Here is a 15792-nt window from a genome sequence, read left to right as displayed (position 1 = left end):
GGCTGCAATTTGTCCACATTCCTGGCCACTATGGCAACATTCAAACGTCTGTTCAAGTGGCAATTTTCGGGTGAAAACGGTAGATTGCGCCCCTGTTTTGCCGACGTTCCGCTGTGGTTTGCACGTTCGGCCCTGCCCAGGAGAAGACCCGATGAAACTCTATTTTGTGCTGGTGGCCCCCGCCCGCCCTGCCAACGTGGGCGCCGCCGCCCGCGCCATGAAAACCATGGGCTTTGATGCCATGCGACTGGTGGCCAGCCGGGTGCACGAAGAGGAGGAGGCGAGCTGGGTGGCCCACGGTGCACAGGAGATCCTGACCCAGGCCGAGGCGTTCGACACCCTGGAGGAGGCGCTGGCCGACATGGATCTGGTGGTAGCCACCACTGCCCGCCAGCGCGGCCGTTATCAGCACTACCTCACTCCGGCCGAGATCCGTGACCAGATCAAGGCCAAGCCTTCCCTGGAGAAGGTGGCCATCGTGTTTGGTTGCGAGGAGTCGGGCCTCTCCAACGAGCAGCTGGCCCAGGTCGATCTCATCAGTTACCTGCCGCTCAAGGTGAGCTACCCCTCCCTGAACCTGGGCCAGGCGATCATGCTGTACGCCTACGAGCTGAGCCAGTTGCTCGATGAACCCGAGGTGCTAGCAGAAAAAGTTGATAACGCCGGACAGGTTCGGGTGCTGAAAAGCAAAACAGCAGAAATTCTTGGCGATCTCGGTGTTTCGCAGGATGAAAAACTGCATCAATGGGTGATGGACCGAGTGCCCATGCTGCAGCAGCGGGATTTGAACATGCTCCATCTGCTCTGCAAAGACCTTGCCCGCAAACTTGGCAAAGAGGTTTAGGTTGACAGCCCGGCGCCCGGCGCGGTATTGCTAAAAGCCAGCTTCGTTCAAGAGTGTTCGTCATGCAGTTATTCACCAGCGTCATCATCACCACCACCATTATTACCGGTACCACCACAGGTGGCACTGGGGCCGGTTGATGCGCTGACGAACAAGCACAGAAATCAGAAAAAGGCCCGTACCCACCCAGTACGGGCCTTTTTTGTTGGGTTGTTTTCAGACAGTTTTCAGACCGATTAGCGGATCAATTTGCAGGGAATACAGGGAGATAGCGATGAGAGTGTTGAAGTTTGGCGGGTCGTCACTGGCCGATGCAGAGCGTTTTTTACGGGTCGCCGATATCGCGGTGAATACCCACGGCCAATCCCAGGTTGCCCTGGTGCTGTCGGCACCGGCCAAGGTGACCAACCACCTGGTGGCGCTGGTGGAGCAGACCAGCCGCGGCATGGATGCCAGCAGCACCCTGTTCGAGATCAACGGCATCTTCTCCCGCCTGCTGGCCGGCTTGAAGGCCGCCTATCCGGCGCTGGATGACAAGGCGCTGCAGGCCCGTCTCACCAGCGAACTGGATCAGGTGGAGCGGCTGATGCAGGGCATCCGCTTGCTGGGGCTCTGCCCGGACAACGTGCAGGCTCGCATCCTGAGCCGGGGCGAGAACCTCTCCATCGCCTTCATGCACGAGCTGCTGCGGGTGCGTGGCCTCGAGCTGGACGTCATTGTGCCGGAAGCGCTGCTGGTGACCGACGGCGGCTACCTCGAAGCTCACGTCGACATCGAAGCCTCCCGCCTGCGCTTCGCCGCCAAGGGCCTGCGCTCCGACTGTCTTTATCTGATGCCGGGCTTCACTGGTGGCAGCGACAAGGGCGAAACCGTGCTGCTGGGCCGTAACGGCTCCGACTACTCTGCCGCCGTGCTGGCCGCCTGCGTCGATGCCGAGTGCTGCGAGATCTGGACCGATGTCGAGGGCTGCTACAACTGCGACCCGCGCCTGGTGCCGGACGCCTATCTGCTGAAAACCCTCTCCTACAAGGAGGCGATGGAGCTCTCCTACTTCGGTGCCAAGGTACTGCATCCGAAAACCATCGCGCCGGTGGCCCAGTTCCACATTCCCTGCCTGATCAAGAACAGCTTCAACCCGCAGGGGCCGGGGACGCTTATCGGCGTCGAGCAGGGGGATGACGACCTCAAGGTGAAGGCCATCTCGGATCTCTCCGGCATGTGTATGTTCAACGTCTCCGGCCCCGGCATGAAGGGCATGGTGGGCATGGCCGGCCGTATCTTCTCCGCCGTCTCCCGCGCCGGGGTCAGCATCGTCCTCATCACCCAGTCATCCTCCGAGTACAGCGTCAGCTTCTGTATCCACAGCTATGACTGCGACAAGACCCGCAAGGTGCTGGAGCGCGAGTTCGAGCTCGAATTCAAGAACCAGCTGCTGGACCCGCTGGAGATCATGCAGGATCTCGCCATCATCTCCCTCATCGGTGATGGCATGCGTACCAGCAAGGGGATGGCTGCCCGCTTCTTCACCTCGCTGGCGCAAGCCTCCATCAACATCGTCGCCATCGCTCAGGGCTCGAGCGAGCGCTCCATCTCTGCGGTGGTGCGGGATCGCAAGGTGGCCGAAGCCATCAAGGCCTGCCACCAGAACTTCTTCGGCAGCCAGCAGTTCATCGATCTCTTCGTGGTCGGCGTCGGCGGTGTCGGCGCAGCCCTGGTGGATCAGATTGCCCGCCAGCAGCCGGTATTGGCCGAGCAGGGCACTGGCCTGCGGGTGGTGGGCATCGCCAACAGCCGCCAGATGGCGGTCAACAAGGATGGGCTGAACCTCGCCAACTGGCGTGAACAGCTGGTGGAAGCCCGCGACAGCTTCAGCCTGGAAGCGGTGAAGAAGCTGGTGGAGGAGAGTCACCTCATCAACCCGGTGATCGTCGATTGCACCTCCAGCGAGGCCATCGCCGTGCAGTATGCCGACTTCCTCGCCGCCGGTTTCCACGTGGTCACCCCGAACAAGAAGGCCAACACCGGGTCGCTCGATTACTACAAGGCGCTGCGCCGCACCGCCCGCCAGACTCGTCGCAAATTCCTGTACGAGACCAACGTGGGCGCTGGCCTGCCGGTCATCGAGAACCTGCAGAACCTGATCAAGGCCGGCGACAAGCTGCGCGCCTTCGACGGTGTGCTCTCCGGTTCACTCTCCTTTATCTTCGGCAAGTTGGACGAGGGGATGGCCTTCTCCGATGCCACCAAGATTGCCCGCGGCAACGGCTTTACCGAGCCGGATCCGCGCGACGACCTCAACGGCATGGACGTGGCCCGCAAGCTGCTCATTCTGGCTCGCGAGGCCGGCATGGCGCTGGAGCTCTCCGATGTCGAGGTAGAACAGGCACTGCCGCCGGGCTTTGATGTGAGCGGCGACGTGGAAGCCTTTATGGCCCGCCTGCCCGAGGCCGACGGCTGGTTCCGCGACCAGTTCGCGGCCGCCCAAGCTCAGGGCAAGGTGCTACGCTACGTGGGTTCCATCGAGGGTGGCAAGTGCAAGGTCGCCATCAAGGCGGTCGGTGCCGACGAGCCGCTGTTCAAGGTCAAAGATGGGGAGAACGCGCTCGCCTTCTTCTCTACCTACTACCAGCCGATCCCGCTGGTACTGCGCGGCTATGGCGCCGGTACCGAAGTGACCGCCGCGGGCGTCTTTGCCGACGTGCTGCGCACCCAGAACTGGAAGCAGGAGTTGTAAGCATGAGTTCAGACATGTACCAGAGCGGCAGCGTGGTGGCCTATGCTCCCGCCTCCAGCGCCAACCTGAGCGTGGGATTCGATGTACTGGGGGCGGCGCTCGCCCCCGTGGATGGCTCTCTGCTGGGGGATCGCGTCCAGGTCAAGGCAGCCGATGTGCCGTTTGCCCTCTCAGCCGTGGGCCGCTACGCCCACAAGTTGCCGGCTGACCCGAAAAAGAACATCCTCCATGACTGCTGGCTCGCCTATGGCGAGGCGCTGGAGAAGCGCGGCCTTGGTCTCAAGCCGCTCGAAATGGTGCTGGAGAAGAACCTGCCGGTGGGCTCGGGTCTGGGTTCCAGCGCCTGCAGCGTGGTGGCGGCACTCGAAGGCCTCAACGCCTTTCACGGCGCCCCCCTCAATGAACACGAATTGCTGCTGCTGATGGGGGAGATGGAGGGCAAGATCTCCGGCTCCGTCCACTACGACAACGTCGCCCCCTGCTATCTGGGCGGCATGCAGCTGGTGCTGGAAGAGCACGGCGTCATCAGCCAGGGTATTCCGGTGTTTGACGAGTGGTACTGGGTGGTCTGCTACCCGGGCACAGTGGTCTCCACCGCTGCCGCCCGCGCCATTCTGCCGGCCCAGTATCGCCGCCAGGATTGCCTCACCTATGGCCGCCGGCTGGCCGCCTTCGTGCACGCCAGCTACACCGGGCAGGAGGGGCTGGCGGCGAGTGTACTCAAAGACGTGATTGCCGAGCCCTACCGCGCGGCGCTCATTGAAGGCTTTAACGAGGTGCGAGCCCAGGCCGCCCAGAACGGGGCGCTGGCCACCGGCATCTCGGGCTCCGGTCCCAGCGTGTTCGTGGTGATGAAGGATCTGGCCCAGGCCGAGCGGATGAAAGATTGGATGGATGCACATTTCGTGCAGAACGAAGATGGATTTGCCCGGGTTTGCAAACTCGACATGGCCGGGGCACGGGTAACAGGAAGCGAGCTATGAATCTTTACAATATCAAGGACAAGAGTGAACAGGTGAGCTTCGCCCAGGCGGTGCGTCAGGGTCTGGGCCGCGAGCAGGGTCTGTTCTTCCCCGAGCAGCTTGAGCCGTTGGCCGATGTGGATGCCTTGCTCGATCTGCCGCTGGTGGAGCGCTCCGCCCGCATCCTCAGCCACCTGCTGGGGGACGAAGTGGCCGCGGCCAAAGTGCATGAGCTGGTCAGTGCCGCCTTTACCTTCCCGGCGCCGCTGGTGAAATTGAAAGATGGCACCTATGCCCTTGAACTGTTCCACGGCCCGACTCTGGCGTTCAAGGACTTCGGTGGCCGCTTTATGGCCCAGTGTTTGGCTGCGTTCAGAACCAACGACAAGATCACCATACTCACCGCCACCTCCGGCGACACCGGCGCCGCCGTGGCCCACGCCTTCTACGGGCTGGAGGGGATCGAGGTGGTGATCCTCTACCCGAAGGGCAAGATAAGCCCGCTGCAGGAGGCGCTGTTCTGTACCTTGGGTGGCAACATCCGCACCATCGCCATCGACGGCGACTTCGATGCTTGCCAGGCGCTGGTGAAGCAGTCCTTCGATGACGAGGCGCTGAAAAAGGCGATTGGTCTGAACTCCGCCAACTCCATCAACATCAGCCGCTTGCTGGCCCAGGTTTGCTACTACTTCGAGGCGCTGGCCCAGCTGCCGAAAGCCGATCGCGCCAAGGCGGTCATCAGCGTGCCGTCCGGCAACTTCGGTAACCTCACCGCAGGCTTAATCGCCAAAGCGCTGGGGCTGCCGGTGAAGCGCTTTATCGCTGCCACCAACGCCAACGATACCGTACCGCGCTACCTGAAAACCGGTCAGTGGGAGCCGCACCAGACAGTGGCAACCCTGTCGAATGCCATGGATGTGAGCCGCCCCAACAACTGGCCGCGAGTAGAAGAGCTGTGCCGTCGCAAAGGCTGGGCGCTGGAGACCCTGGGGTCAGGCATGCGTGACGATGCCCAGACCCGTGATGCGCTGAAACGCCTGCACCAGCTGGATTACCTGTGCGAGCCCCACGGCGCCATTGCCTGGGATCTGCTGGGTGAACAGCTGGCCGAGGACGAAGTGGGGGTGTTCCTCTGCACCGCCCATCCGGCCAAGTTCAAGGAGTCGGTGGACGAGATCCTGGGGCTGGACGTGCCGCTGCCGGGGCCGCTCGCCAAGCACGCCGTGCTGCCGCTCTTGTCCCACAACCTGCCGGCGGAGTTTGCCCCGCTAAGGGCCTTCCTGCTCGGTTAAGTTGATTGCCAATCCCCCGACCCCGGGGGATTTTTCTATCCGTTGCTTTCTATTCATGACAGGGCGGGCAAGCCGCCCCCTATAAGGAGTGAAGATGAGTCAGCATCCCCTTCGAACTCTCATCGAGACCTGCGACGCCGCCATCTCCCGGCGCGACTTCGACGCCTTGATGGCCTTCTACGCCGAGGACGCCGCCCTGGTGGTCAAGCCCGGCATGGTGGTGCGCGGCATTCCCGCTATCCGCCGCGCCTTTACCGCCATCTCGGATTACTTTCAGGGGCAGCTCAAGGTGGAGCAGGGCGCCATGGAGGTGATCGAGGGGGCCGACAATGCGCTGGTGATCATGGAGACCCGGCTCAATTACCCCGATGGTCAGGGGAGCCTGACTGAGGAAACCCGATGCGCCACCTATGTGTTTCGCAAAGAAGCCGATGGGCAGTGGCGCTGCACCATAGACAACTCCTATGGCACTGCGCTGCTGGCTGCGGCGGACCTCGCGCCTTCTGCCTGAACGCTCCCAGGGGCTATCCCAGAGCGGGGGCTGCTACAAGCCCCCGAATGGCAGGCAATCAACAAGCTGCTGATATAGAAACACTTGTTAGAGGTTGCTGTGGTGCAGCGCCGGTTTGTTGCAGGTTTTCTCCGCCATAGTGGCGGCGCGCAGAAGAATAAAAATCGTGGGAAAAGGCCGCCGATGGGGAGTCTCTTGACCAGCCGCTCGGTGGCTGTTAATCAGGGTGCTGCATGAAGCCATCATGGACGAACAAGGCCGATACGCCTTTCTAGGGGCGCGGCCGATGGCCGGATAATAACGGATCAGGGAGCAAACCATCATGTGGCCGTACCGAAAAGTCGTAACGCAATCCCTTAAGACCCCTCTGGTGATCGCCAGGGTGCTGGTTTATATCGCGCTGTTAATCTTGTTGCCGCTGCCCTTGAGCATCTTCTCGGATTCTCTGGTCGGTGGCGCTATTTTTGTTCCTTACGCCGTCTCTGTGCTGCCTGTCAGCGTCGGGTTGATCATTATCTCCGGCTTTATGGCCATCCTGATCGCCCGGGTGGAGGCACTCAAGAACCGTTGATGGTCAACGCCGCCCCCTGCCCCCGGCGCAGACAGTGGCCCGCCAACCAGGATAAACAGGAAATAAAAATCCCCCGAGCGCGGGGGATTTTTATTGCTTCGATAGCGGGCTGCTTAGTTGGCTTTGCCAATCACTTGAGGGCTCGCTTCGCAGAAGTCGTAACCGTCGCAGTACTGCACCTGATAGACATACTCCTTGCCCGGGATCAGAGGGTTCTGGTCGCCATTGATGTCGATATAGCGGTCGTCGTTGATGCCAAGTTTGGCCAGTTCGACAAACTTCTGATCTTGCGGCTTGTCGAGTTTCTCGGCACGGGAGATGCGGGTGTATTTATGTTGACGGGTCGTGATGGCGCTGTTGTCGGCATTGCTCCAGGCGAGCTGGACTTCGCTGACCAGATCATTGCTGGCCTTGATCCCGGCAGGCTGGTTGAATCTTGGGTACTGCACCTTGATGGTGGAGCTGGCGATGCGCAGTCTAAGGCTGGTTAATGGCTCGAAGGAGGCAATATTGCTGCCGCACAGCGAGAGATATTTCGGCATCGCCTTGTCATATTTCGGCTGATCCTGTCCATCGTAGAAATGCATCGAGAGCTGGGTATCGCCGCTGGAGTAAGAGGTCGCCCGTTCGATGTTCTTGCGCTGGGACAACATGAAGTTGTCGGGGGATCTACCGGCCCCGACGGAGAGGGTCATAAAGGTATAAGAGTCGCTGGTGGAGGGCTGATAGAGATTATTGGTGCTCCGCAGGGAGTAGCTGCGATATTTCGGGTCCGAATACATGTAGGAGTAGAGGTCCATGGTACCGGCAGAGGCGCCTCCCTCCGCATTGACGCCGGTGTCATTGAAGTTGTGTCCGAACAGCAGGGTCGCGCCTTGCGGGGTATTGAGGCGATACATCTGGCAGCCATCGATGATCCGCTGGTATTCCAGTGTGGCGAAGTGGTGGGCAATGGTCTGTTCGGCCATGGCAGGTGCAGCCAGCATGGTCAGAGCGGCGAAGAAAGCGCGTTTCATATAATCGAATCCCGAATAAAAAAGAGCGCACATTCTAGATCATGTCATCCGTTAGTTGTGCTCCATATGGATATTGAACTATCTCTCTAGAGGTGGTTTTCGTACGAGCCTTTATTGCGACTGAGATTGATCGGCAACAGGATCTGAGCCAGATGATGTGTGTTGACCTGCTCGCATATGCCGGGTTAGCCTCTTGGCTCCTTTGATATATGAGTACTTCCTCCGATGCGCATTTAACCTGTCCGCACCCCGCTGTTGATTCCTCTCCCGCTAGGGAGATCGGGTGCGTCTTACCGTGACAGGTTGATGCTGATTCCTCTGCTGTTTTCCCATTTGTGGACACGTGTCCCTGTCATTTGGCTTGGCTCTTGGCCTGCGGCTCCCGCACTGGCCCACAGGAGTTCAGATGACCCATATCGCATGTCATATCAACGCCTTGCAGCTGCCCTTCGTCGCCTGCACTGTGCCCCTTACCTTCACTCTGCCCGCTGCGGGCTGCACCCTGATCGGCCGCAACGGCATCGGCAAGAGCCTGCTGCTCGAACTGCTGGCGGGCCAGCGCCGCGCGGCTTCCGGCAAGATTGAGTGGTTGACCCCCATCGGCTGGTTGTCCCAGTTTGCGCCCGCGCAGGATTATGCCGACGGAGCCAGCGTGGCCGACGTGATCGGCTGGGGCGAGCCGCTGCGGGCCCTTGAGCGCATCGAGCAGGGGAGCTGCGCCCTGGACGATTTCGAGCGGCTGGCTGATCGCTGGCACCTGCGCAGCGATCTTGCCGACCTGCTGGCAGAGGCGGGCCTCAGACTCGATGCCCATGCCCCGGTCAGCACCCTGAGCGGCGGCCAGCTCACCCGTTTGCGCCTGTTGGCGCTGTTTGCGAGGCCTGCTCACTTTCTGCTGCTCGATGAGCCGGACAACCACCTGGATGCCAGTGGCATCGCGTGGCTGAGCCAGCGATTGGCCAGCCACAGTGGTGGCTATCTGCTGGTAAGTCACGACCGGCGCCTGCTCAATCAGGCCAGCCAGATTCTGGAGCTGGGCGAGCAGGGGCTGCAGAGTGCCAGCCTCTCGTTTGAGGCGTTCTTGGCGCAGCAGACCGAGCTGCAGGCTGCCCGCAGCGCCCGGCTGGCACAGGCGGAGCGCCGTGAAACGGCGGCGGCACGCAGCGTGCAAAAGGTGCGCGAACAGGCGGCCAGGCGGGCCAGTCAGGGGCGGCGTGAGCGCGGCTCCCAAGCCAAGATCCTGCTCGATTTCAAAGCGGAACAGGCAGGCAAATCCCTTGGCAAGGTGCTGGATCGCCACGAGCGGGGCCACAGTGCCCAGGTGGAGGCGCGCGCGGAAGCGGCGGCCGCGCTGGCGGCGGTACAGCCGCTTGTCATGCAGTGGCCGGCGAAAAGCGATCGCAAGGGGGCGACCCAGCCGCTGGTGATCACGGCGGCGCGCCACAGGCGCTGGCACGATCAGCAGGTAGATCTGGTGCTGCAACGGGGGGCTCGCTGTCTGTTGGCCGGTGGCAACGGCAGCGGCAAGTCGAGTCTGCTGCAGATGCTGCGTGGGGAGTTGGTACCCGAGGTAGGCAGCTTTCGCATCAATGGCCGGACGGCCTGCCTTGATCAGGGGCTTAGCCTGATTGCGCGAGACCTCAGCCCGCTGGCCAACCTGCTGGCAGCGGCGCCGACACTTTGCGAGAGCGACGCAAGAGCCCGGTTGGCGGGCATAGCACTGCGCGGCAATCGCGCCCTGATGCCCTGTCATGGTCTGAGCGGCGGCGAGCGGCTAAAACTGGGTCTCTTGATGGTGCTGGCGCAACTGCCCGACCTGTTGCTGCTGGACGAGCCGGACAACCATCTGGATCACCCCTCGCGCCAGCTGCTCACTCAGGTGCTGGGAGACTACCCAGGCACCCTGCTGCTGGTCTCCCACGATCCCGACTTTGTAGCCGGGGTGGGGATTGAAAGGGAGTATTGGTTGGAGGGGGAGAAGCTGACGGTGAAAAGCGTATAAGCCTCTGCACAAGTTCAAGGTGCCGGTGGACGAGAGCCTGGGGCTGGACGTGACGCTGCCCGGCCCGCTGGCCAAGCACGCCGTGCTGCCACTCTTGTCCCACAACCTGCCTGCCGAATTTGCCCGGTTAAGGGCGTTTTTGGTGGGCTAAGCCGCTGAGCTGAGATAACCGATAGAAATAAAAAATCCCCCGGTGACGGGGGATTTTTATTTTCTGGATTAAAAATGGATAACTCCAAGTTCTAACTGCTGTTTGATAAGCGGATAACTATCTGGCTGAGATAATTCTGGTACTAGGATTATCTGGGCAACTATATGAAACACTACAAAATCCAACAGCCATATCTGGGCTAGATGATATTGAGAGGCTTTTTATTTACACCATGTTTAAGAATGGACTAAAAATAATGTAAACTAGATTCCGGTTTGAGGCCGGTGTCAGATGATAACTATATCTGTACAGGCAGATTGGTAGAGAAAGTAGTGATGTAGGGTAGTTGTGTTAAAATTAATATGAAATATATTTATTTTAATGCCGCCTCAAATATGTTACGCACTTCTTTATCCTTAATCTTTCCTATTTCACGCATTAAAAATTCTTTTCTTCCATTATAGTCGCCACACAAAGTTGCTGTGGGGTTTTTAAATATATATTCAAGCTCTTTTATAATTGGCGTGTTATATTTTTTTGAGTTTACAGCCGAGGTGTAAATACTAGTGGCAAAGTTAGGCTCATTAAGCAACGAGTAGGATAAAGACGTTAGAAACTGTCTTTCGTCAAAATTTAGTTTCATGTATCATTTCCTTTTTCGTTGTATGTTTATAACGCTGTCTCTATACCATCTTCTTATTATATCATAACGCGAGGTTTTTTCAAACTTGATAGAGTAGTGGTGATGCTTCCTTATTATATACTTTGATTTCTTTCTCCCATCTAATGTCCATTCATCTTGACAGCCAATAGATGTATTTATTATTATGCCGTGACAATCATCATCTAATAATATTGTTTCTGCAGATTTTCCTGGTTCACTCCATAATGCGACAGCTCTACTTGGTGGATGACCCAATCCAGTTGAACGAGTTGTCATCCCTAACGCTGTAACAGTTAATACTGATGAGCCGGGATCATCGGACAAAACGGCTGCATATTTACCAGGCCAACGATGGGGTAATTGTGGGCCATCTAATAGCAAACTAACAACTAAGTTTGGTCCTATTGATCTAACTGCTTGTGCGACAGGCTCTTGTCTCGCTAGATCTTCACAAATAAGTGGGCATAAATGAATTCCATTTTCAAAATGTAAAGATATGAGTTGTCTTCTATTTATATTAATATTCTCCCACCACTTTTTGTAGGGGCTTAAAGTTCCTGCAAGGTTGTATGATTGCAGTTGATTTTTATCTAAAAACCATCTGTGATGTTTAGCTTGTTCTTTTGTTGATAGTTCATCATAACCGGTTGCTGAGTGTGTAATGTATACAGAGTTTTTATTATTTTCTCCATATACACCAGAGATAAGGCATGGTGCATCTTTTCCGAAGCGACTTTCTAAAGCTTTTTTGTAAGAAGAAAATGTTTTTTCGCTTAGTGAACACTCAGGTAAAACTATAGCGTCTATATTTCCAACTCTTTTAATTGCAGAGTCTATAATTGACATTAAATGGTTGCAAGAGGGGTCTTTTGTAGGGATATAATCGAAAAAACCAAAATAATCATCAAGATCATGATTTGTCTTGGCTGGCCTGAAAAAATTATCTTCTATTTCCAATGGCCATGGCAAAAATAGGATGTTAAAGTTTGATGTCGGATTGCTTTCATTTGAATGATGTTCCACAATTGGTTTTACTGATGGTTTTATTGTTGTCAAATTGTGGGTGAGATTATTTATGGTTAAGCCTGACTGAGGAGTGTTTGTCTTTATTGTTACGACCCCAAATTTATTTTCAGAATCAGAGAGGTTAAACGCTGGGTTTTTATTTCCATTTTCAATGTTTCTTTTAAGGCTGTTTAGGCGTCTCAAAGTTACATGCCAATATATTGCCTCTTTATGCTCTTTTTTATTGACTAGATTGTAAGAGGAGAATGCTTCATCGATTGAAAAAAATAATAAGAAAAATGACTTTATAAATTGATGGTTATTATCAAAAAGTTGATATATGCAAGAGTCAAAGTTTGTTGGATTAAAAACACTCTTTATTGTTTCAAGTAAATTTCTGTATCTTGATAGAGTCGAACTAAAAGGTATTTCATTATTATTTTCATCTTTATCAGGTGTTAATTGATATTTTAATAGTGTATTCCACTCGCTGGCTAATAATATAACCTTGTCGCGGTCATCTCTTTTCCAAGAGAAGTCATCTTGCGGAGATACAATCAATCTATATTTATCTGTAAATTCAAGTATTGTGTGTAGTACGATAAATATATTTGTTGGCCATGAAATTATTTGACTTATATTGTTTACATTGTCATCATTCGTATCTAAAAAATTTGAGTTTAGTGATTTGTTTAAGGTGGTATAGTATGGTAAAACAAATCTCAAATCTTGATTGTTTATAGATGTGACGTTTGGAAATAAATTATGTATAAAATCTTTTAGTTTCATATTGTGATGCTGATTATGAATAGTTATAGAGTGTATACAGGGATGTATGATATTAAAGATGGTTGTGTTTCACATTGTCAGTGTTATTGATTTACATGACGGCTCATGAATTTTTACAAGACGTGAATAACATTGTTTTGATGTGTTCAATTTATTCATTGACAATGGCATAAACCCACGCTACCGCCCGTGGATTACAGCTTCCAATATGCTCTATTAACCAGCAAGGGCAGCAGCCCATCGCAGCAATAGGCACCGGATGGCTATGTTAAGCCAATCGAATCTGGCCGTACCAGTCAAAAAATGACGTAACTATCAGAAAAATCGCCTTTTTTGCGCTTGCTCAACAAATCGCACGGAGTGGGCACAGGATTCCCATGGCCCTTGATTTTATTGGGGTTGGCGAGCGTCGTGGAGAAGAGGGGTCTGGCTTGCTGTTGAGACTGAGCTGGCCGGGGAGAATCCCGCTCAGCCAATCGGCGCTATAGTGCGGCTATGGTGCCCTGTGCTCCGTGGCCCTGGCTGGCAAGGCGGGGGATCTGCGGCAACAATCAGCTGTTGTCATCACAGTTACTTGCAATCAGATCATCATGCAAACGGGTCACCATGCCAACACATCACAATAAGGAACGTCATATGAAGCGTATTGCCATCCTGTTCGGCCTGCTCTGCGGCAGCGTGTTGCTGGCCAATCCAGTCTTTGCCAACGACGCAGCCCAGTTGCAGTGCGAGGCGCAGGCCGCGGCCAAAAAGCTTAACGGCGCCGCCAAGACCAGCTTTGTCGGCAAGTGCGTGAAAGATGCCGCCGGCTCCGCGACCGGCGAGTGCGAGAAGGCGGCGGCCGACAAGAAGCTGGCCGGTGCGGCCAAGAACAGCTTTATCCAGAAGTGCGTGAAGACAGGCGCGGCGATGGATCCTGCGGCCAAGTGCGAGAAGGCGGCGGCCGACAAGAAGCTGGCCGGCGCGGCCAAGAACAGCTTTGTCCAGAAGTGCGTGAAGGATAGCGCCGCCAAGTAAGGGGTTTTCTTATCCGGTGTGTTCGCGGGGGGCCAGCAGGCCCCCCGCGCTTTTTGGGGTGGGCACAGGGGCGTTATCGCTGAGCGGGCGATGCAGCGCTGGCCGCAAGGGTAGGGCTGATTCAGGGGCGACAAGCGGCGGCGAAGGGGGGGCAAGCGGGGGTGGCCCTGGAGAAGTTGCCGGAACTGGGATCTCGATCGGGGCAACAGGACTTTTGTCCTGCAAGGGCCGAGGGGACGGGGGCTAGGATGCCCTCATCCACACGAGTCAAACTGGAGCACAACAATAATGACAGCTCATATCAATGCCAACCCGGGCGATTTCGCCGAGACCGTCATCATGCCGGGGGACCCGCTGCGGGCTCGCTATATCGCCGAGACCTTTCTGACCGATGCGCGCGAGGTGACCAATGTGCGCAATATGCTGGGCTACACCGGCTACTACAACGGCCAGCGTATCTCGGTGATGGGCCACGGCATGGGGATCCCCTCCATGGTGCTCTACGCCCACGAGCTGGTGAACGACTTCGGGGTCAAGCGGATCATCCGCATCGGCAGTCTGGGGGCGACCCAGCGCCACGTGCAGATGCGTGACGTGATCCTGGCGCAGGCGGCGGGCACCGACTCCCCGACCAATGCCAAGCGCAGCGCCGGTTACCAGATGGCTACCTCGGCCGACTTCGCCCTGCTGCACAAGGCCTTTACCAAGGCGCAGGAGAAGGCGATTCCGGTCAAGGTGGGCAATATCTTCACCGGCGATCTCTATTACGATCCGGACGAAAACCTGATTCCGGCGCTGGAGAAGTTCGGCGTGCTCGGCATCGACATGGAGGTGGCCGGTCTCTACGGGCTGGCCCATCAGCAGGGGATCGAGGCGCTCGCCATCCTGACTGTCTCCGACCACTGCCTGACCGGTGAAGAGACTACTGCCGAAGAGCGGCAGCTCTCCTTCAACCAGATGATCGAGCTGGCGTTGCACACCGCGCTGTAAGCGCCGCAGCCCGCCCAACTCTGCACGCACCCTGACCCCAAGAGAGATCCAATATGAACAATAAGCTCTCCCTCACTGCCATCAGCTTCCTGGCCAACTTCGTGATGGCCGGTTTTGCGACCCAGTTCGGCATGCTGATCGACCCCATCGCCGCCAAGTTCGGCGCCGACGTCAATCAGGTGGCCTCCATCTTCTCCCTGCTCAACGGCGGGGCGCTGGCGGGCACCATTGCCGCCTTCTTCCTCATCGAGAAGGTGGGGCTCAAGCGGATGACGCTGATCTGCTACGGCCTGATCGCGCTGGCGGCGGCCGCGCTCCATCTGACCGGTTCGCTCTATGTAGTGATGGCGGCCATGACGGTGATCGGCCTGTGCGGCGGGGTGGGGCTCTGCATTGCAGGGACCCTGGTGGTGAGCGTCTGGCAGGCGCGGATGCAGAGCACCATGCTGGTGGTGCAGGATGCCACCTTCAACGTGGCTGGGGTGGTCTTTCCGCTTGTCACTACCTACACCCTGACTCACGCCATGGCGTGGAGCTGGAGCTATCTGGCGGTGGGCGTGGTGGCGCTGGCAACCATGCTGGTGGCGGTGCTGACCAACTTTCGCAGCTGCGAGGCGGGCGGCGAGAGTGCCGGCAACGAGCACTCGGAGTGGAACCTCGGCATCATCAGCGGCGGGCTGGGGCTTTTTCTCGGCATGCTGGCGCTCTACACCTTCCTCACCTGGGCGCCCATGTTCGTGAAGAACAAGTTTGGCATCCCCTTCGAGGAGGCGGGCAATATCATCACCCAGTACTGGACGGCGGCCCTGCTTGGCGCGCTGGTCTCCACCGCAATCGTGACCCGCATCGCGATCCGCACCTTCCTGCTGGTGATCATCACGCTGGCGATGGGGATGACGGCGCTTATCGTCACCACCGACAACCTGAGCCAGCTGCCATACCTCACCTACGGTTACGGCTTTGTCTGTGCGGCGCTCTACAACGCTTTTATCGCCTACGGGGTGTCGTTTGTGCGCCAGGCATCGAGCAAAAATGTCTCTTATATCCTCATCAGCGGCAGCGCGGGAGCCATGTTCAGCCCGGCCATCAGCGCCATGTTCGAGCAGGTGATCGGCCTGCAGGCGGTAATGTACGCCATCCCGCTTATCTACGGCGTGATCCTCGCCATGCTGGTGGCGTCGCTGCGCATGGCCCGCCCTCAGCCCTGTCTCGCCTGAGCGGGGGAGTAAACAGCAAGAGGGGCG

General features: G+C 56.9%; 13 protein-coding genes, 1 pseudogene and 1 other annotated feature. Of the genes and pseudogenes, 11 read left to right on the top strand and 3 right to left on the bottom strand.

Annotation, left to right across the window (positions count from 1 at the left end; all coding sequences use genetic code 11):
* The first annotated feature begins 151 nt into the window (after positions 1-151).
* From I6L33_RS19660 to I6L33_RS19635, 6 genes are all read left to right on the top strand, one after another.
* On the top strand, positions 152-844 hold the full coding sequence (locus I6L33_RS19660; protein WP_216973175.1) for a tRNA/rRNA methyltransferase: 693 nt from the start codon (positions 152-154) through the stop codon (positions 842-844).
* A 72-nt stretch (positions 845-916) separates the two neighbouring features.
* Positions 917-1050, top strand: a sequence feature (Thr leader region).
* A gap of 68 nt (positions 1051-1118) precedes the next feature.
* Positions 1119-3578, top strand: a complete 2460-nt coding sequence (gene thrA, locus I6L33_RS19655; RefSeq protein ID WP_216973174.1) for a bifunctional aspartate kinase/homoserine dehydrogenase I — start codon at positions 1119-1121, stop codon at positions 3576-3578.
* 2 nt (positions 3579-3580) lie between these two features.
* Positions 3581-4561: a homoserine kinase gene (gene thrB / locus I6L33_RS19650; protein WP_216973173.1), complete on the top strand. Its 981-nt coding sequence runs from the start codon at positions 3581-3583 to the stop codon at positions 4559-4561.
* Positions 4558-5832 (top strand): threonine synthase, encoded by a 1275-nt coding sequence (thrC, locus tag I6L33_RS19645; protein ID WP_216973172.1) that lies wholly within the window; start codon positions 4558-4560, stop codon positions 5830-5832. Before thrB ends, thrC begins: the two co-directional genes overlap by 4 nt.
* A 94-nt stretch (positions 5833-5926) precedes the next feature.
* Complete coding sequence (locus I6L33_RS19640) at positions 5927-6343, top strand: SgcJ/EcaC family oxidoreductase (protein ID WP_216973171.1); 417 nt, start codon at positions 5927-5929, stop codon at positions 6341-6343.
* 322 nt (positions 6344-6665) lie between these two features.
* Complete coding sequence (locus I6L33_RS19635) at positions 6666-6914, top strand: hypothetical protein (protein WP_017784809.1); 249 nt, start codon at positions 6666-6668, stop codon at positions 6912-6914.
* 113 nt (positions 6915-7027) lie between these two features.
* On the opposite strand, the gene I6L33_RS19630 is transcribed toward I6L33_RS19635, so the two are convergent.
* A complete protein-coding gene (locus I6L33_RS19630) occupies positions 7028-7930 on the bottom strand; it encodes a hypothetical protein (protein ID WP_216973170.1) in 903 nt (300 codons plus the stop codon).
* A 406-nt stretch (positions 7931-8336) separates the two neighbouring features.
* On the opposite strand from I6L33_RS19630, the gene I6L33_RS19625 reads away from it, so the two are divergent.
* Positions 8337-9932: an ATP-binding cassette domain-containing protein gene (locus I6L33_RS19625; protein ID WP_216973169.1), complete on the top strand. Its 1596-nt coding sequence runs from the start codon at positions 8337-8339 to the stop codon at positions 9930-9932.
* A 10-nt stretch (positions 9933-9942) separates the two neighbouring features.
* Positions 9943-10083 (top strand): annotated as a pseudogene (locus I6L33_RS19620) (threonine synthase); the annotation flags it as partial.
* Positions 10084-10456: 373 nt separating this feature from the next.
* Here the strand turns inward: I6L33_RS19620 and I6L33_RS19615 are convergent.
* Complete coding sequence (locus I6L33_RS19615) at positions 10457-10726, bottom strand: hypothetical protein (protein ID WP_216973167.1); 270 nt, start codon at positions 10724-10726, stop codon at positions 10457-10459.
* Between the two features lie 3 nt (positions 10727-10729).
* Complete coding sequence (locus I6L33_RS19610) at positions 10730-12541, bottom strand: hypothetical protein (RefSeq protein ID WP_216973166.1); 1812 nt, start codon at positions 12539-12541, stop codon at positions 10730-10732.
* Between the two features lie 636 nt (positions 12542-13177).
* On the opposite strand from I6L33_RS19610, the gene I6L33_RS19605 reads away from it, so the two are divergent.
* The 3 genes from I6L33_RS19605 to tsgA all read left to right on the top strand — a co-directional run bounded on the left by I6L33_RS19605 (position 13178) and on the right by tsgA (position 15765).
* Positions 13178-13558 (top strand): hypothetical protein, encoded by a 381-nt coding sequence (locus tag I6L33_RS19605; protein ID WP_216973165.1) that lies wholly within the window; start codon positions 13178-13180, stop codon positions 13556-13558.
* A 288-nt stretch (positions 13559-13846) separates the two neighbouring features.
* Complete coding sequence (gene deoD, locus I6L33_RS19600; protein ID WP_005303072.1) at positions 13847-14548, top strand: purine-nucleoside phosphorylase; 702 nt, start codon at positions 13847-13849, stop codon at positions 14546-14548.
* A 53-nt stretch (positions 14549-14601) separates the two neighbouring features.
* Positions 14602-15765, top strand: coding sequence for an MFS transporter TsgA (gene tsgA / locus I6L33_RS19595; protein ID WP_095592317.1), 1164 nt, complete (start codon positions 14602-14604; stop codon positions 15763-15765).
* The last annotated feature ends 27 nt before the right edge of the window (positions 15766-15792 follow it).

The organism is Aeromonas sp. FDAARGOS 1403, assembly GCF_019047325.1.
GTDB classification, from domain to species: Bacteria; Pseudomonadota; Gammaproteobacteria; order Enterobacterales; family Aeromonadaceae; genus Aeromonas; species Aeromonas dhakensis.
The sequence above is the reverse complement of the archived record's forward strand: the minus strand, read 5'-3'. Positions and strand labels throughout refer to the sequence as shown.